This window comes from uncultured Oscillibacter sp., from assembly GCF_947654275.1.
Taxonomy (GTDB): domain Bacteria; phylum Bacillota; class Clostridia; order Oscillospirales; family Oscillospiraceae; genus Oscillibacter.
Window position 1 is genome coordinate 15190 of the sequence record NZ_CANTJS010000007.1, and the last position, 18003, is coordinate 33192.

The following is an 18003-nucleotide window of genomic DNA, read 5'->3' on the forward strand; positions in this document are numbered from 1 at the left end:
TCATGCCTGAAATCAAATTGGAACATATTACAAAGCGCTGGGGCAGGTTCTACGCCGTAGACGACCTGAACCTGACCATTCAGGACAACGCCTTTGTGACCCTGCTGGGTCCCTCCGGCTGCGGCAAGACCACCACTCTGCGGATGATTGCCGGTCTGGAGACCCCCACCAGCGGCCGCATCACCATCGGGGACAAGGTGGTGTTTGACAGTGCCCTGGGCATCAACGTCCCCGCCAACAAGCGGAAGGTGGGCTTCCTGTTCCAGAACTACGCCCTGTGGCCCAACATGACGGTGTATCAGAATATCGCCTTCGGCCTCTCCAATATCAAGGAGGCCCTGCCCAGGGTGGACTTCGAGACCAAAAACGCCGCCCGTCTGGCGGAGATTCTGAAGGAGCCCGGCGAGGTGGCTAAGATTGTGGAGGACTGCCGGGACAAAACCGGAAAAATTGACGAAAACAAGGCCTGCATCAAGCTGATTGACGCCTTCACCCTCTCCATGTACACCGCCAAAAAGCTCTTTGCCTATCACCTGGAGTCCGGCAGGGACGTATCCGGCGAGATTGCCGCCCTGGAAGCAAAGGTCAGCGCCGCCAGGGCGGGGCTGAACGAGGAGTTCCAGGTGGTCCAGGGGGGCCAGGTGGTGACGGAGGTCCGAAAGCTCACAAAGGAGGAGATCGACCTCTCCGTCCGCAGGGTGTCCCGCATTGTGAAGATCGGCATGTTCATGGACCGCTATCCGGCGGAGCTCTCCGGCGGCCAGCAGCAGCGGGTAGCCATTGCCCGGACCCTGGCCCCGGAGCCCTCGGTGCTGTTCATGGACGAGCCCCTCAGCAACTTGGACGCCAAGCTGCGGCTGGAAATGCGCTATGAGCTCCAGCGGCTCCACGTGGAAACCGGGTCCACCTTCGTCTATGTCACCCACGACCAGATGGAGGCCATGACTCTGGCCACCCAGATCTGCCTGATTAACAACGGCGTGCTCCAGCAGTATGACGCCCCCCTGACCGTCTACAACCGGCCCAGCAACCTCTTTGCCGCCGATTTCGTGGGCAATCCCTCCATCAACTTCGTGGAGGCCCGGGGGACTCAGCGGCCCGACGGCGGCGTGGCGCTGACCATCTTCGGGGACCGTCAGGCGGTCTTCCGGCCCGCCCGGCCCCTGAAGCTGGACGAGTGGTTCCGGGACCGGGACGCCCGGGACGCCGCGGCGGAGGAGGAGCACAGGAAAAAGCTGGCGGACAGGTCCTATGTGGAAAAGGGCAACAAGGATGAGACCTTCCGCTATCACATTGCCAAGGTGGACGAGGAGGACGACTCCCTCCAGGAGGCCCCCGTCCTTACCAACGAGGATTTTGTTCTGGGCATCCGGCCGGAGTTCATCGATATTGTGGAGGGCGGGGCCCTCTCCGGCGAGATCTACGGCGCCATGCCCACCGGCATGGAGTCCACCATCAAGGTCCGCATCGGGGACTTCCTGCTCACCGGCGTGGTGTTCGGCAGCACCCTGTTTACCATCGGCTCCCGGGTCCATATCGACATCTCCGGGGAGAACGTCATGCTCTTTGACCGGAAGAGCGGAAAATGCGTCGCCTTCGGCGCACTGGAGTGCTGACGCGGCGTAAGGCATCAATGGAAGCAGCACAGCAGCCGGAGGGAGAGAAGAGCGGTCCTCTCTCCCTCCGGCTGTGCCAAAACCGGGCGGGCCGGATGGAGGCAGGCCTCCGGTGGCCGGTCGGTCCGGGCAGGCATCGGCAGCCCCGGAATGACCGCCGGCCCCTGCCGGGAAGGGCGTCCCCGCGCCGTTTGGCGCGGTCCGGTGATGAAAACGAGAGGAACCCCCCAGGGGTTCCTCTCGTTTGTTTGTCTTGGGATGCCCGCATTTTCAGGAAAACCGCTTTCTCCCGATGCTGTGAGTCCGCCCCGGCGGTTACTGGGGCTTCACAATGAGGTTAATCAGGCGGTTCCTGACGAAGATGGTTTTCACCACCTTCATCCCCGCTGTGGCCTTCTGTACCTTGTCCACCGCCATGGCGGCGTCTGCCACGGCCTGTTCGGAGCTGTCCGTGGGCATGGTGACGGTGCCCTTCAGCTTTCCGTTCACCTGGACGGCGAACTCCACGGAGGAGGCCACGGTCTTGCTCTCGTCGTAGACCGGCCAGTCACTCTGACAGCACATTTTTCCGCTTTCGGCGGCGAAGCCGAAGCGCTCCCAGAGCTCCTCGGTGATGTGGGGGGCGAAGGGGTTCAGCAGCTGAATCAGAATCTTCATGTCCCCCTTGGTGACGCCGTTGGCCGTCAGCTCATTGACCGCCGTCATCATGGCGGCAATGGCCGTGTTCATTTTCAGGCTGTCAATATCCCCGGTGACCTTTTTGATGGTCCGGTGGAGAATGGCCTCGTTGGCGGGCGTCGGGTCAGTGGAGTCCCTGGCGTTCTCCGCCAGGTTCCACACCCGGTCCAGGAAGCGCTTGGAGCCCTTCACCGCCTCGGTGGACCAGATGGCCGCCTGCTCGAAGTCGCCCACGAACATGATATACAGCCGCATGGTGTCCGCGCCGTACTGGGCTACAATGTCATTGGGGTTCACCACGTTGCCCCGGGACTTGGACATCTTCTCGCCGCCCTCGCCCAGAATCATGCCGTGGCTGGTCCGCTTGCCGTAGGGCTCCCTGGTGGGGACCACGCCGATGTCATAGAGGAACTTGTGCCAGAAGCGGGAATAGAGCAGGTGCAGGGTGGTGTGCTCCATGCCGCCGTTGTACCAGTCCACGGGAGACCAGTAGTTCAGAGCCTCCTTGCTGGCCAGGGCCTTGTCGTTGTGGGGGTCCATATAGCGGAGGAAATACCAGCTGGAGCCCGCCCACTGGGGCATGGTGTCCGTCTCCCGCTGGGCGGGGCCACCGCAGCAGGGGCAGGTGGTGTTTACCCAGTCGGTCATCTTTGCCAGGGGGCTCTCGCCGGTGTCGGTGACCTCATAGCTCTCCACCTCGGGGAGAAGCAGGGGCAGCTGGTCTTCCGGCAGGGGGACCCAGCCGCATTTCTCGCAGTGCACCAGGGGGATGGGCTCGCCCCAGTAGCGCTGGCGGCTGAACACCCAGTCCCGGAGCTTGAAGTTGGTCTTGGGCCGTCCGTAGCCCTCTTTGGTCACGTGCTCCTTCATGGCGGGAATGGCTTCCTTCACCGTCATCCCGTTGAGGAAGCCGGAGTTGACCATGATGCCGGTGTCGTCCTTCAGGACAAAGGCCTCCCTGGTGATGTCGCCGCCCTGGACCACCTCCACAATGGGCAGGCCGAAGGCCGTGGCGAAATCCCAGTCCCGCTGGTCGTGGCCCGGCACGCCCATGACGATGCCGGTGCCGTAGCCCATGAGGACGTAGTCGGAGACGAAGAGGGGCACATGCCTGCCGTTGGCGGGGTTCACGGCCTCGATGCCCTGGAGGCGGACGCCGGTTTTCTCCTTGTTCAGCTCGCCCCGCTCGAAGTCGGATTTCCTCGCGGCCTCGGCCTGATAGGCGGATACCTCGTCCCAGTTCTGAATCTGGTCCTTCCACTGCTCCAGATAGGGGTGTTCCGGGGAGATGACCATGTAGGTCACGCCGAAGAGGGTGTCGCAGCGGGTGGTGTAAACCGTCAGCCTGTCGCCGTTGGTGGCGGTGAAATCCACCTCGGTGCCCTCGGACCGGCCAATCCAGTTCCGCTGCTGAATCTTCACCCGGTTGATGAAGTCCACATCCTCCAGGTCGTCAATCAGCCGGTCGGCGTATTTGGTGATGGCCAGCATCCACTGGGCTTTCTCCTTGCGGATGACCTCGCCGCCGCAGCGCTCGCAGACGCCCTCCACAACCTCCTCGTTGGCCAGGACAATCTTGCAGCTGGTGCACCAGTTCACAGGCATGGACGCCTTATAGGCCAGGCCCTTTTTGAACATCTGGAGGAAAATCCACTGGGTCCATTTGTAGTAATCCGGGTCGGTGGTGTTTACCTCCCGGTCCCAGTCGAAGGAGTAGCCCAGCATATGGAGCTGCCTGCGGAAGTTCTCCACGTTGTCATGGGTCACTTTCGCGGGGTGAATTTTGTGCTGGACGGCATAGTTCTCCGTGGGCAGGCCGAAGGCGTCATAGCCGATGGGGAAGAGGACGTTATAGCCCTGCATCCGCTTCTTCCGGCAGATGATGTCCATGGCGGTGAAGGGCCGGGCGTGCCCCACGTGGAGCCCCTGGCCGGAGGGGTAGGGGAATTCAATCAGGCCGAAAAACTTCTCCCGGGTCGTGTCGCCGTTGACGGCAGTGAAGGGCTTTTCCTCCAGCCATCTGGCCTGCCATTTCTTCTCAATGGCGGTAAAATCGTATTTCATCATGCGTTTCTCCTTTATTTCACTGAAAACTTTTCAGATGCTTGCCGTTTGGGCCCTCAGGGCCCGCTGACGCCTTCCCCGTCTCTCAGAAAGGAGACATATCTCCGTTCGGGAAGGGGCGCTTCCGGCTGAAAGGTCAGCCGGCCCCGGTCCCCCTCCGACAGGCGGCGGTATTCCTGTTCGCTGACGCTCAGCCAGACTTCCGTTCCGTCCGCCAGACGGAAGCCGATGTGATGAGAGAGCTCCGGGCGGCTCCTGGGCCGCTGCCTGGTCTTGGTCCGCCTGCCGGTGACGGCGGCGGGGACGGTCTGCGGGGGAGACGGTTGTTTCCGGGCTTTTTGCCAGGATTTTGGCGCGGGGATTTCCTGCCCCTTGGATTGCAGGTATAAACGCTGAATCCACCGCTGAAGGCCATAGACGATGCCCAGCACGGCAACATTCAGAAACAGCTCAAAGAAAAACCTGCCAAACTCAGACCCGGTGAAAAACCGCATCAGCCACTGGGGAAGATAGGGGATGCACTCCCAGACGAGCAGTATGGCCACCTGCCAGGTCAGCAGCATAATGCCGATCCAAAAGACATGCTTGAGGAATTTCAAAGCGGATCCCCCTCCCTAGAGTCTGTTTTAAAACAGACTCTTAGACAGCCGGAAAGAAAACACCCCCGGCCAAACCGGCCAGGGGCGTCAATCAAAAACGCGGTACCACCCTGTTCAGCCGCCGGGGAAACGGTGGCGGCCCTCATGGCCCGGTAACGGGGGCAGGCCGTTCCGCCCTACTGCCGGTTCAGGCGGGAGACTCCGGGACCAGTCATCCACGGACTTCCCCCGCCGGCTCGCAGCGTCCGCCGGCTCTCTGAGGGCGGGAAGGCCCGTCTTTTTTCCCTTCATCGTCTTTCAACAGGCCCTATTGTACGGGGAAGGGGGCCGTTTGTCAAGGGTAAACAGGGAGATTCTTTGCTGTTTTTCGGAATTTCCGGGTCCTCCGAAGGGGAATTTCAGAAAACGCACCGGGCCGTGAAGCAGGAGCCCCGGGGTCCCAGGCCCTCCATCTGGTAGACGTCCGGACCCTCCCGGACGCCCTCCAGCCGCAGCTCCTCCCCCAGACCGGCCTCCCGGCTGTAGTTGATGTAAAACTCCCTGGGGACCCGCACCTGCAAGTCCTCCGGCAGGGCGTCCCACACATAGTCGCCGTAGTTGCCGCTGAACAGGTGGCCGTTTCCGTCCAGGTCCGACCAGCGGACCGTCCGGGAGCCCCGGTCCTCCCGGCCCTCCCTGGGCAGGGTGATTTTCCGGGGCTCCGGGCAGTCGATCTCCCGGGGGCAGACGGTGATGGCCTTGGCGGTGAAGGCGCTGGGGCGCAGAATCTTCCGGGTGACGGGGTCCACCAGAATCCAGTCGGTTTTCGAGGAGACCCGGAGGGCTCCCGTCCGGTCCCGCATCTCGTAGACCCGCTGCATGTGGGCCCCTCTGGCCCCGTTTTCCCATGTGGTGATGTCCAGCACGTCCCCGGCGTGAGGGCAGTCGTGAATCCGAAGGACCGCCCGGGAGATCAGGAAGACCTCCCGGTTGGCCCAGAGCACATCGTGAGTCAGGCCTCTGGCGTCGTAGTCATAGCCGGCGAAGGCCCCCAGCTTGCTCAGCAGGGCCGACACCCGGGCCCGCTGTTCCCGGTCACAGTCCCAGAATACCAGTTCCTCCTGGCGGGAATAGCTGTTTTCCGTCAATGTCTGTCTGAATGCTTCCATAGTATCCTCCGGCAAAAAATGTTTTCCGGAGGACAGTATAGCACCATTCGCCCCTTTTCTCAAGAGAGCATTTGTCAAGGGGGATTTCACCCAAAAGGTGAAATCCCCCTACAGGCCGGAAGTTATTCTCAGGAGCACTTCAGTTCTTTCGTATGTTCTCTCGTCAATCTGCTTATCCGTTGAAAAAACTTGCCCAAGTCTGAAATTGCTCATACTGTTCCGGGGTGTTGAGACGCCGGGCGGAATCGTCCTCAATGTCCGGTGTCCGGTCGTCATCGGACATCGAGATGAAGCAGAGGGTCTCCGGGGCGAAGACGCCCTCCGCCTGTAGCGTTTCGAAGACCAATGCCACCGTCTCCAGAAACTGCTCCTGGAACTGCTCATGAACCTCGTCATAGGCATCGTCGTCCGTATCGGAGAGGGTCGCCTCTTGGTCGTAGAGTTGCCGGCTGACCTGATTGAGTTCACTGTTGGTCCCATCGGAGTAGCCCCACTCGTCGGGAATATAGCGGTTCAGACTGAAAGAGCCGTCCGCCACATGGCTCACCAGTTCCTCGGACCAGTACTTCCGTAACTCCGCCAGACGCTCCGGTGTCCGGTCCGTCTCGTCCCGCCTTGCCAAGGCCTCCTCGGTGTTCACTGCCAGGAAAAGGGTAATACAATCGCTGTCGGTGACCAAGGCCGCACTGTAGATATGCTCCTTCCCAATTTCCAAGCGAATCTTCTCCATTGTATGCCGTACCGCTTTCTCAATGGCGGGCTGTAGGTCTAAGAAAAATTGTTCCACCTCTGATTATCCTCCTTTTTTGCGAATTGATATGAGCAAAGTATAGCACAAAGCCAACTGGCATTCAACTTCTGTTACAGGGTCTTCACCTACTTTTGCAAGCAATGCCCTGGTATATACCGAGGCCCGCTTGTTGGTGGCTGAAGGCCCCTAAGCCCCCGGTGATCGGCGCAGCTGCGTCCGATGCACAAGCCGCCGTTGGCGTCTGCTGTATATACCAGCAGGGGAGGACTGGCAGCGGAGCCACCCCCGCCCCCGGAGGGCGCACGATGGCCGCAGGCCATACCACCACCAGCTTGCGGGTGGTGAGTAAGTGCGCTCTTCGCAGAGGGCCGGCAAAGAGAACGGAGCGCCCAGGTCATTCCCAGACGCTCCCGCTTCGGTTCCCTCCTGCTGGTCGATCACCGCCTTTCCAGCCTGTGTCATTCTGCCACAAATGAGCCGCCAGCCATGTAATGTATTCGGTGGTGAAACCACCCTTTACACAATACATCTCAATAGGCATTGCCGGTCCTGCTGTCCGGTTCTTACAGGACGTTTTCCATCAGCCGGGTGAGGATGACTGCCGCCTGGGCCCGGGTGGCGCTGCCGCCGGGGGAGAGGGTGGCGGCGCTGGTGCCGTTGACCAGACCCTGGGCGTTGGCCCACTGGAGAGGCTCCACGGCATAGGAGGCAATCTGTCCCGCGTCGGTGAAGGCGGAGAGGTCCGCCCGGTCTGACACGTCCCCGCCCTTATAGCGGACATAGCGGAAGAGGAAGGCGGCCAGCTGCTCCCGTGTAATCCGGTTTCCGGGGCGGAAGGTGTTGTCGTCATAGCCGTTGACTATGCCGTTCTGTACAGCCCAGGCCACGGCGGAGGCGTAATAAGCGCCGGGGGCCACGTCGGAGAAGCCGGAGGAACCGGCGGCGGGAGAGCCCTCCAGCCGGTAGAGAATGGCCACGATCATGCCACGGTTGGTGGCTGCGTTGGGGGTGAAGGCGGTGGCGGAGGTGCCGTTCATCAGGCCCATCTCATAGACGCGGCGCACCGCGTCATAGCACCAGGCCCCCGGCTCGATGTCCAGGAAGGGCAGGCTGCCGTCGCCGGGGGCGAACACGGCCTTGACCTCCACGTCCCGTCCCGGCATGGTGAAGGTATAGCTGCGGGCTGCGGCGGAGACGGTCCGGATGCTCCGGCCCTGACTGTCGGTAACGGTGAGACTGTCCAGGACATAGCCGCTGTCCGGCACAGGGGTGATGGTGACGGTGGCGCCCTCCGCCGCCGAGGAGGGGCGGACGGAGAGGCTGCCGTGCTCGGTTTCCGCCGTCCGGACCCGCCAGAGGGGCCTGCTGCCGGAGGAGGAACCGCCGCCGGAGCCGCTGTCCTCCCGGAGCTGCACCCGGATGCTCCCCCCCTCCAGAGGACGGAGAGAGCGGTCCAGCAGCACCAGAGAGGCACGGGCCGGCAGGGTGCAGCTTCCGCCGGGGTACAGGGTTCCCAGAGAGAGGGAGCGGCCCTCCATCAGGCTGTCCCCCTCCGCCGTCAGGCAGATGGTGACGGAGGTCTGGCCCTGACCGGCATTCACCAGGCAGTCCGGGCTGTAGACGTCCCGGGAGGCGGGGGTGAAGGAGGCGTCGGGGCATTCTCCCTCCAGGGTCAGCTCCGCCTGAAGGGCGGAAAGCTTATCTTCCAGCCCCTTCAGGGTCAGGACGATGCCGTCGCCCTCCTGACGCCAGGTGAGAACCGGGTCCTGCCCCGCCGCCAGGGCGGGGGTCCAGAGCAGGCACAGGGCCAGAAGGCCCGCCAGAAATCTATGAATGTTCCGCATGGTCTCAGCCCTCCTTTAACTCAAAGACAGGCAGATCGCTGCCGCCGGGGCTGTCGATCCACAGGGTTTCCGCCGTGACCCGCTGGCTCTCCGGAGCCGTGGGCAGGTCCGTCCGGGACAGCACCGCCCGCATCCGGCTGGGCAGAAGGCGCTCCGCGGCGCAGCCGCTGACCTCGCCCTGAAGCTCCGCTTCCCGTTGGACGTTGGGGACGAAGAGGAAGAGTCCGTCGCTGATGTCGCTGACCGCGCCGTCCTCCGGAATCTCGGCCAGAAGCAGAGCCTTGCCGTCCAGGGGCCGGACTTCCTCCGTGGTGGTGAATTCGCCGTTCGCGTCCACTGTGGTCTTGACGAACTGGCCTTCAATCCGGACGATCTGGTACAGGGGATTGCCCCGGTAGGTTCCGGCGATGACCAGGGTTCCGGCGGGGAGCTCCTGGTTCGCGCCCTCGCCGTAGCGGTAGGGCTGGGCCAGGATGCCCGCCGTGCAGCCCTCCAGGAAGGCCACGTCATCCCCCGCGTAGCTGACCAGCTGGATGTCCGCGTCGGGAATTTCTTCCGGGTCCGCCGGGATGCCGGTGATGACGACGGTTTTGGCGTCATAGGTCCAGATGCGGGTGTCCGTCTCCGGCGCGCCGGGCTTCTGGAAATAGGTGAGATAGCTGTCCGTGTCGTCCTCCGCCTGATTGCCCTGGCTGAAATCTCCCTGGCGGGCGGAGACGGTATTCCCGGCTCCGTCGGTGATGGAGACGCTGAACGCGCCGTCGGCGGGGAACCGGGTGAGCTTCAGGCCGGAGACGGGGGTCTCCTCCTTCAGCGTCAGGGTGACGGTATCGCCGTCCCGGGTCAGCTCGTAGGCGTCGGGGTCCACGGTCTTGTCATAGGCGATTCGGAGCTCGGGCGCCTCGTCCTCGGCAAAGCAGCTGCCCAGGGTGTCGTAGGCCCGGACGGCGTAGGTATAGGTGCGGTGGTTGGCGGAGCCGATGATGTCGGTAAAGGTCCCGGCCACGGTGAAGGCGATGGGCTCATTGTTGCGCAGAATCTCATAGCCCTGGACCTGGTCCGGCGCGGCGGTGGAGGAGATTGTCAGAAGGACTTCCCTGTCTCCCTGCTTTTCCGCCGTCAGGGACACCGTGCCGGAGGCGGGCGTCTTTCCCGCCAGGCGGTCCCGGCGGCTCTGGTCGCTGAGGTACCAGACCGCCCGCTCCTCCTCCGGATAGGCGGCAAGGGCGTTCCGGGTCTCCTCGCTGAGGCTGACGCCCCAGCGCTGGAAGAATTCCGTCAGATTCCGCCCGGCGGTTCTGGAGGCCGTCAGGGCCAGCCGGTCGCCGTAGCTGCCGCTGCCGGCAGAGGTCTTCCAGTCCTTGAAGAAGCGGCTGTAAAAGTCCATGTTTCCGCCGTCATAGGCCAGATGGAGCTGCCAGTAAAGGCCCAGCTGGGTGAACACGTTGCTGGACTCCCCGGGGAGACCCGCCGCCGTCTTGGAGAAAACGGAGGGCCAGCGGTTTTCCTTTTCCAGCCGGGAGGGGAGGATGTTTTTCCCGCCGTCGGCGGTCTGGACCATGAGGGAGTAGAGGTTGTTGGTGATTTCCGCCTGTCCCAGCTTATCCATGTTGTGGCCGATTTCGTGGGCGATGCCCCAGCCGAAGAGCCGGTTGATCTGCGCGCCGGGCTCCAGGCTGCTGAGGGGCTTGCCGCAGACCATGCCGCTGCAGGAGCCGTAGCCGATGCCGATGTGGCTGCCCGCCGCGTACATGAAGGCCCCGGCGAACATCTGCATGCAGCGGATGTTCTGGCGGGAGGTCATGCCGCCGGCCCCGGTCTCGTCAATGCCCTGGGTGGTTTCGCAGATGCGCATGACGTCCTCCCAGGCCAGCACATTGTCATAGAGGGTTTCCACAGCCTCCGCCCGGTTGGGGCCCAGGGCGCTCTGCACCGCCGCCGCCGGCAGGGACAGCAGCACGGAGGGCAGGGACAGCTCCGTGACGTTGAGGCAGTGGGTGTCCCGGTTGGCGCTGGTGATGCCCTGGGCGGCGCAATAGTCGGTCAGGGCGTCCACATAGAGGCCGATTTCCGTCCGCCGGTCGTTTTCGCTCATGTCAAACCAGCCGTCCAGAGCCAGCAGGGGAATCTCCACCGTCCGGCGGATGTGGAGCTGGATGTCCTGAGGGGCGCTGCCGCCGTAGGTGACGTACAGACTGCCGCCTCTGGGCGTGTTCTGGCTGCCGATCTGGGGAACGGTCAGCACATTCCGGCCGTTTCTCAGGGTCCCCATGGAGGCCCGCCAGGTGGAGGCCTCGGCGTTGAACTGGGTGGCGTACACCGTCACCGTCTCCCCGGCGGGGATGCCGGCGGCGTAAATCGTGATGTCCTCCCCGGCCTTGGCGGCGGCTCCCAGGGGCTGGAGGTCGCTGGCGCTCTGTCCGAACTGCTGGCCGTCGGCGCCGCCGCTGCGGCTCCGGAGACCCCGGAGCACTCTGCCGGGACCCTTGCCCTGAAGCAGGTCTTCCGCCAGATCCAGCTCGTCGGCCAGAATCTCCGGGTTGAGATAGTAGTTCCCCTCGTCGCTGTTCAGGCGGGCCCGCAGGGCGTCGATGTCCGCCTGGGAAACGCCGGGGCGCAGGGTGGTGCGGAGCTCGTCGGAGAAGAGGTCCGCGATGTTGTCCGGCAGGCACCGGGCGGGGTCGTATTCCAGGAACATCAGCTCAGAGAGGCTCACCGCCGAGTAGCCCGCCTGCTCGATGGTGACAGCCGCCCGGACCACGTCCGTCACCGGCTCAACAGGCAGCACGGCGAAGCGGGTGGAGGCGGGATTGTTCCGCACCGGCAGCCAGGTCTCCGCGTCGGAGGCGCTGCCGCCCTCCAGCGGGTTCGGGGCCAGCAGGGTGCCGGGGCCGTTCAGGTCGTCGCCCTCCCGCCAGACGGTGACGGTGTAGAGCCGGAGGTTGGAGGCATAACTCCCGTCCAGCCGGGGCACCCAGATCACGGCGCTGATGTCCGCGGGCTCCTTGAAGTCGCAAAGAACCTGCTTGTTGTCCCACCAGTTGCCGTCTCCGTAGGAATGAGAGGTCCAATGGGTGGAGAAATCGCCGTCGGCCATGAATTCCGGCTGGAAGGGCCGGCTGGCCGGGTAAGAGGTGGGCGAGACATTGTTGGGCGCGGCCAGCCAGACCCGTTCAAGGTTCTGCCAGTCCAGCACGCCCGCCGTGGGAATGCCCTCGGGGCGGCTGTAGTCCGGCGCCTCAGGCGTGCCCAGGGAGGTGCGGGAAGGGCCGCTGAGACCGGCGGAGTTGCCCGCCGTGATGTAAATAGAATAGGTTGTGCCGTTCTGCAGTCCGGTGATGACGGTGCTGGTGCCGGTGAGGCGGCTGCCCCACTGGACAAAGCTCCCCGTCTCTCCGGCCCGGTACCAGACTTCATAGTAGGACGCGGATTTGGAGGCCTTCCAGGACACGGACAGGGCGCTGTCCAGAGGACTGACGCTGACCATATCCGGCGCGCTGGGGGCCTTGACGGGCTGAGGCGCCGCGGTGACGGCTTCGGAGGTCCGGCCCTCCCAGCTTCCGTCCACAGGGGTGACGGTGAAGACATAGGTTTTCAGATTCTCCAGGCCGGTGACTTCCGCGCGGGGCACATCCACCCGCAGAGACCGGGGGGTTCCGTCGTCCCGCAGCCAGTAGTCCACCCGGTAGCCGGAGACGTTGGGCAGCTCCTGCCAGCGGAGACTGACCCGGCTGTCGCCGGGGTCCGCCGTGAGATTTTTGATTTCACTGTTGGGGGGCACGGGGTTTTCAGGGACGATATCCCGGAGGAACTGGATGGACTCCAGAACGGTAAAGCCCGTGCCGTCCTGGGAGCGGGTGACGGTAATGGTAATCTCCTTGACAGCTGTCCGGCGGCCCAGGGGAATGGTCACCAGGGTCTTTCCGGGGAGGGGGCCGATGGCCCGGACGCCCTCCGGCAGGCTGTGGTCAAAGGGGATTTCCTCCAGACTGCCGTCCTCATATTCCACAGTGACGGAGCCCGCCTCCGGCGCTCCGGGGCCCTCGGGGGCGAGGATGCGCAGCTCCGCCAGCTCCTGAGGCTCCCTCAGGGGAATGGTCAGGCTCAGGTTTTCGCCGGCGGGGGTGAAGGTCACCGCCTGGCCGTCTCCGCTGAACAGGGCCTCCGGGTCGCCGTTCACGGTGACGCCGGTCCGGTTCAGGGCCTCCCACATCCCGTCGGCGTCCACCGGCGGGGCCAGCAGGGCGGTGTCCCGCACCTGAGAGTCGCCCTGGGCGTTCAGATTGCGGCTGGCATAGGCCAGGTCGTAAATATCAATGGCCCCGTCGCCGTTGAGGTCGTACTGGAGCAGGTCCCGGCGGGACTCCGAGCCCAGGGCGTCGGCAACGAGCTCCCGGTCCGCTTTGGTGATCCGGCCGTCGCCGTTCACATCGCCCAGGGTGAAGGTGGCGTCGCTGGTGCCCAGGGTGATGTGCTGGGAGCAGTCCTCCAGGATTACGTCCTGGCGGAAGGGGACAAAGCCCTCGCCGGTGAATTCCAGCGTGTAGGCCCCCTGGGGCAGGCCGGAAACGCTCAGGTCCAGAAAGCCGGGCCAGTTTCCGCCGCCCAGCTCTCCGCCGTCCTGATTCCGCAGGGTCACGGCGGCGGGGAAGCCGTCCAGGTCCGTTTCGTCTTCGCGGGTCAGGTCCAGGGTTCCCAGGGAGCGGCGGCCCTGGAACAGCTCCGCCTGAACCGACCGGTCCCGCAGAGCCTCCAGGCTTTGGGGATAGTCCACCCGGAGGGTGGCGCTGACGGAGCCGGTTTCCCCCTCCGCCGCCCGGGCCGGCGGGAGGGCGGGCAGCAGCAGTGCCGCCGACAGCAGCAGGGATAGGATTCGTTTGTGCAGGCGCATACAGGCGTCCTCCGTTTCCATACTGCCGGGAGGAGGACTGGGCTCCCTCCGGCAGACGCAGTTATATAGGGGCACGTTCATGATATGAACAGTTCCCCCGGCTGATTATAGCAATTTTTCCGGAACCTGGCAAGCCATTCACTGGCTTTTTTTGACGGAAGGCGGAAGCGTTGGAAAAACCGGTGTTTGAGGGCCGGCAGGGCCCGAAAACAGGCCGGGCACCACACTTTTTCTGCCGGCAGAACACCCTGTGGGGCCCGGTCCCCGGACCAGGCCATTCCCCCGGGAGCGCCGGAGCCCCAAAAGACGGGGCACAGCACCCGCCGGCAGAACACCCAGTGGGGCCTGGTCCCCTGACCAGGCCATTTCCCCGCCGAAGCCCATCCCCGTTCTTCCCTTGCAAAGCCCGCGGGCTTATGGTATACTACCAGTCTGGATTTTCAGGAGCCGTGCCCGCCGGCGGACCCATGTCCCCCGCCAGTCCCCCGCGTCCGCCGGCGGCTGCGCTTCTTACCCTACAAAAGGAGGGCTTTTATGGCCACTTTACAGGAAGAGATCTCCCGGCGGCGGACCTTTGCCATCATCTCCCACCCGGACGCCGGCAAGACCACGCTGACGGAAAAACTGCTGCTTTACGGCGGAGCCATCGCCCAGGCCGGCGAGGTCAAGGGCAAGCGGGCCCGGGCCGCCACCAGCGACTGGATGGAGATTGAGAAGCAGCGGGGCATTTCCGTCACCTCCTCGGTCATGCAGTTCCAGCACGACGGCTACTGCGTCAACATCCTGGACACCCCGGGGCATCAGGATTTCTCCGAGGACACCTACCGCACCCTTATGGCGGCGGATTCCGCCGTCATGGTCATCGACGCCGCCAAGGGCGTGGAGCCCCAGACCCGGAAGCTCTTCCGGGTCTGCGCCCTGCGGCACATCCCCATCTTTACCTTCATCAACAAAATGGACCGGGACAGCCGGGACCCTCTGGAGCTGTGCGGCGAGGTGGAGGCGGAACTGGGCATCGACACCTATCCCGTCAACTGGCCCATCGGCTCCGGAAAGGAGTTCCAGGGGGTCTATGACCGGGAGTTGGCCCGCATCCTCTTCTTCTCCGGCGAGGGACACGCCAAAAAGGCCGAGGCCACCGCCGTGGACCTGGACGACCCCGCCGTCGGGGACCTGATCGGTGAAAACCGCTGGCGGCAGCTCCAGGAGGAAGTGGAGCTGCTGGGGGCGGGCCGGGACTTTGACCTGGAGGCCGTCCGGGCCGGGACCCTCTCCCCGGTGTTCTTTGGCTCCGCCCTGACCAACTTCGGCGTGGAGCCCTTCCTGAAAGCCTTCCTCCGCATGACCACGGCTCCCCTCAGCCGCAGGGCAGGGGAGGAGGAGATCGGCGTCTTCTCCCCGGAGTTCTCCGCCTTCGTCTTCAAGATTCAGGCCAATATGAACAAGGCCCACCGGGACCGGCTGGCCTTTATGCGCATCTGCTCCGGCCGCTTCCAGCGGGACGCGGAATACTTCCACGTCCAGTCCGGCCGGAAAATGCGTCTCTCCCAGCCCCAGCAGATGATGGCCGCCGAGCGGGAGATTGTGGACGAGGCCTATGCCGGGGACATCATCGGCGTCTTCGACCCCGGCCTCTTCTCCATTGGGGACACCGTCACCGTGCCCGGCAAGAAGTTCCGCTACGCCGGCATCCCCACCTTCGAGCCGGAGCACTTCATGCGGGTGGCCCCCAAGGACACCATGAAGCGCAAGCAGTTCATCAAGGGCACGGAGCAGATTGCCCAGGAGGGCGCGATTCAGATATTCAAGCGCCCCGGCGGCGGCCTGGAGGAGGTCGTGGTGGGCGTCGTGGGCACGCTCCAGTTCGACGTGTTCCAGTACCGCATGCGGGCGGAGTACGGCGTGGAGCTCTATATGGAGGGCCTGCCCTACGACCACCTGCGTCTCATCACAGCGTGTCCCTGCAAGCCCGACGAACTGGTGCTCTGCACCGGCGCGGCCATTTTGGAGGATTTCAGAGGCCGGCTGCTGGTGGCCTTCGGCGGCGAGTGGTCCGTGGGCTTTTTGACGAAGCACAACCCCGGCCTGACGCTGGAGGATTCCCTTTCCGTCTCGTAAGCGGTCGGAGGCTCCCGCCGCGGGCGGTTTGCCGGCGGAGGGCCTGAGAGCCTGATTAAAATCCGTCGAAACGCCGTCACAGGGCATCTTTTTCCGCCGATGCTGCGTTGGTTTGACTTGAAATCCGCCAGGATTCCTGCGTCAAACCGCCTTGCCCGGCAAAAAAATCTGCCCCAATCCGGCACTCCGCCGGATTTTAAACAGGCTCTGAGAGGTGCGAAGAGGTGCGATATGAAATCTGTTTTGATTGTGGAGGACGACAGGGCCCTGGGGGACGGGCTGTGCCTGGCCCTGAAGAGTCCGGAGCTGGACCTGACCCTCTGCCGGACCCTGGCCGCCGCCCGGGCCGCCCTGGCGGCGGGGAACTTCGGGCTGCTGATACTGGACGTGAATCTCCCCGACGGAAACGGCCTGGACCTCCTGCGGGAGGTCCGGCGGACCAGTGGGGTTTCCGTCATCCTGCTGACGGCCAACGACCTGGAGACGGACATCGTGGCGGGTCTGGAGTGCGGGGCCGACGACTATGTGACCAAGCCCTTTTCTCTGGCGGTGCTCCGGGCCAGGGTCAATGCGCAGCTCCGGCGGACCGGCGGCCCCCGGCCGGCCGGGCCGGTGGAGCAGGGCCCCTTTGTCTTTGATTTTGAGAACATGGAGTTCCGCCGGGAGGGACAGCCCGTGGAGCTGAGCAAGACGGAACAGAAGCTGCTGCGTCTTCTGGTGGAGAACCGTGGCCGGACCCTGACCCGGGCCCAGCTGGTGGACCGGGTCTGGACCGACGGGGCGGAGTACGTGGATGAAAACGCCCTGTCGGTGACGGTGCGCCGCCTCCGGGGCAAGCTGGAGGAGGACCCGGCCCATCCCCGGTATCTGAAAACGGTCTACGGCATCGGCTATACCTGGACCGCCGCCCCCTGAAACCCGGCGCTCCCGGGCCGGGAATGGCAGACGGGGGAGTCTGCGCGCCGGAGAAGAAGCGTTCCGGCGGCTGCGGATGCAGAGAAACAGGAAAGGAGTCCGGTGTGATGGACAGAGGGTGCTGGCTGTGGATTCCGGCGGCGGCTGCGACGGCGGCGGTTCTGCTTTTGTGGTGCCGCTGGCGGATGAACCGCATGCTCTCCCGGCTGAACGATATGCTGGACGCTGCCGTCCGGGGGGAGTTTCAGGAAACGCGCTATGATGAGAGCCGACTTTCCGCCGTGGAAGTCAGGCTGAGCCAGTACCTGGCCGCCTCCGCCGTCACCGCCGGGCGTCTCCGGGAGGAGAAGGAGACGGTCAAGACCCTGATTGCCGATATTTCCCACCAGACCAAAACCCCCATCGCCAACGTCCTGCTGTACGCCCAGCTTCTGGAGGAGCAGGTTCCGGAGGACTGCCGGCCCTATACGGCGGCGCTGAACGCCCAGGTCCAGAAGCTCCGTTCTCTCATTGACGGCATGGTGAAAACCTCCCGGCTGGAGGCGGGGGTGCTGGTGCTCCACCCCCGGCCCGGCTCTCTGGGGCCCCTGCTGGAGGAGGCTGCCGCCCAGTTCGCCGTCCCGGCGGCGGAGAAGGGTCTGACGCTGACCCTGGTTCCCACGGAGGTCCGGGCCGTCTTTGACGCCAAGTGGACCGCCGAAGCGGTGTGCAACCTGCTGGACAACGCCGTGAAATACACCCCCGCCGGGGGGCGCGTCACCCTCAGCGCCGTGCCCTACGAGCTGTTCTGCCGCGTCGACGTGGCCGACACCGGCCCCGGCATTCCCGAGGAGGAGCACGCCGGGATCTTCCGGCGCTTTTTCCGGGGAGAGGCCGCCTGGGAGACCGAGGGCGTGGGCGTGGGGCTGTATCTGGTCCGGCAGATTGCCGCGGGCCAGGGGGGCTATGTCAAGGTGTTTTCCCGGCCCGGGGAGGGGGCGAGGTTCTCGCTGTTCCTGCCCAGGCGCTGAGAGTCCCGGCGGTTTTCCCCGTGAAGCCGGAAAAGCTGAAAATTCGGAAGATTTGAAAAAGGGGCTTGACAAACGGGAAAAAATCCTGTATCCTACATGCCATCGACCCACAAGAGCATATGACAGAAATACGATGACAGGGAAAAAGTCTTTTCGGGACGTTTCAGAGAGCTGCCGGGCGCTGCAAGGCAGTACGGAAGGAAAAGACGTCACTGGCCCTTGAGTAGGTTCGCTGAGACCGGCGGCGGTTTAGGCGGAAACGGGTTTCCTCACCGTTATCAAAGAGGCGGGATTCGTCCGGCGCGCCGGACTGATGCCGGGAGCGGGCGCATAGACGCCAATGAGAGTGGTACCGCGGAAGCTGAGCTT

Annotated in this window: 10 protein-coding genes and 1 other annotated feature (1 of these 11 only partly in view); of the genes, 4 read left to right on the forward strand and 6 right to left on the reverse strand. The window is 64.1% G+C overall.

What is annotated here, in order from left to right; translation table 11 throughout:
- Nucleotides 1-2 precede the first annotated feature (2 nt).
- Nucleotides 3-1616: an ABC transporter ATP-binding protein gene (locus Q0063_RS03050; protein ID WP_297870506.1), complete on the forward strand. Its 1614-nt coding sequence runs from the start codon at nucleotides 3-5 to the stop codon at nucleotides 1614-1616.
- A 315-nt stretch (nucleotides 1617-1931) separates the two neighbouring features.
- Here the strand turns inward: Q0063_RS03050 and leuS are convergent, their stop codons facing one another.
- From leuS to Q0063_RS03080, 6 genes are all read right to left on the reverse strand, one after another.
- The gene (gene leuS, locus Q0063_RS03055; RefSeq protein ID WP_297870552.1) at nucleotides 1932-4358 is read right to left on the reverse strand and encodes a leucine--tRNA ligase; all 2427 of its coding nucleotides are present in this window, start codon (nucleotides 4356-4358) and stop codon (nucleotides 1932-1934) included.
- Between the two features lie 56 nt (nucleotides 4359-4414).
- Nucleotides 4415-4957, reverse strand: coding sequence for a DUF2500 family protein (locus Q0063_RS03060; RefSeq protein WP_297870507.1), 543 nt, complete (start codon nucleotides 4955-4957; stop codon nucleotides 4415-4417).
- A gap of 398 nt (nucleotides 4958-5355) precedes the next feature.
- Nucleotides 5356-6105 carry an acyl-[acyl-carrier-protein] thioesterase gene (locus Q0063_RS03065; protein ID WP_297870508.1) on the reverse strand — a complete coding sequence of 250 codons (750 nt, stop codon included), beginning with the start codon at nucleotides 6103-6105 and terminating at the stop codon, nucleotides 5356-5358.
- Between the two features lie 172 nt (nucleotides 6106-6277).
- Entirely contained in the window at nucleotides 6278-6892 is a 615-nt protein-coding gene (locus Q0063_RS03070; RefSeq protein ID WP_297870509.1) for a DUF4303 domain-containing protein, read from the reverse strand.
- 527 nt (nucleotides 6893-7419) lie between these two features.
- Complete coding sequence (locus tag Q0063_RS03075) at nucleotides 7420-8700, reverse strand: S-layer homology domain-containing protein (protein WP_297870510.1); 1281 nt, start codon at nucleotides 8698-8700, stop codon at nucleotides 7420-7422.
- Nucleotides 8701-8704: 4 nt separating this feature from the next.
- The gene (locus Q0063_RS03080; protein ID WP_297870511.1) at nucleotides 8705-13591 is read right to left on the reverse strand and encodes a M60 family metallopeptidase; all 4887 of its coding nucleotides are present in this window, start codon (nucleotides 13589-13591) and stop codon (nucleotides 8705-8707) included.
- A 534-nt stretch (nucleotides 13592-14125) separates the two neighbouring features.
- Between Q0063_RS03080 and Q0063_RS03085 the strand changes: the two genes are divergently transcribed.
- From Q0063_RS03085 to Q0063_RS03095, 3 genes are all read left to right on the forward strand, one after another.
- On the forward strand, nucleotides 14126-15709 hold the full coding sequence (locus Q0063_RS03085; RefSeq protein ID WP_297870512.1) for a peptide chain release factor 3: 1584 nt from the start codon (nucleotides 14126-14128) through the stop codon (nucleotides 15707-15709).
- Between the two features lie 231 nt (nucleotides 15710-15940).
- On the forward strand, nucleotides 15941-16624 hold the full coding sequence (locus Q0063_RS03090) for a response regulator transcription factor (protein ID WP_297870513.1): 684 nt from the start codon (nucleotides 15941-15943) through the stop codon (nucleotides 16622-16624).
- A gap of 107 nt (nucleotides 16625-16731) precedes the next feature.
- Entirely contained in the window at nucleotides 16732-17634 is a 903-nt protein-coding gene (locus tag Q0063_RS03095; RefSeq protein WP_297870514.1) for a sensor histidine kinase KdpD, read from the forward strand.
- 124 nt (nucleotides 17635-17758) lie between these two features.
- Nucleotides 17759-18003, forward strand: a binding site (T-box leader); it runs 11 nt beyond the window's last position.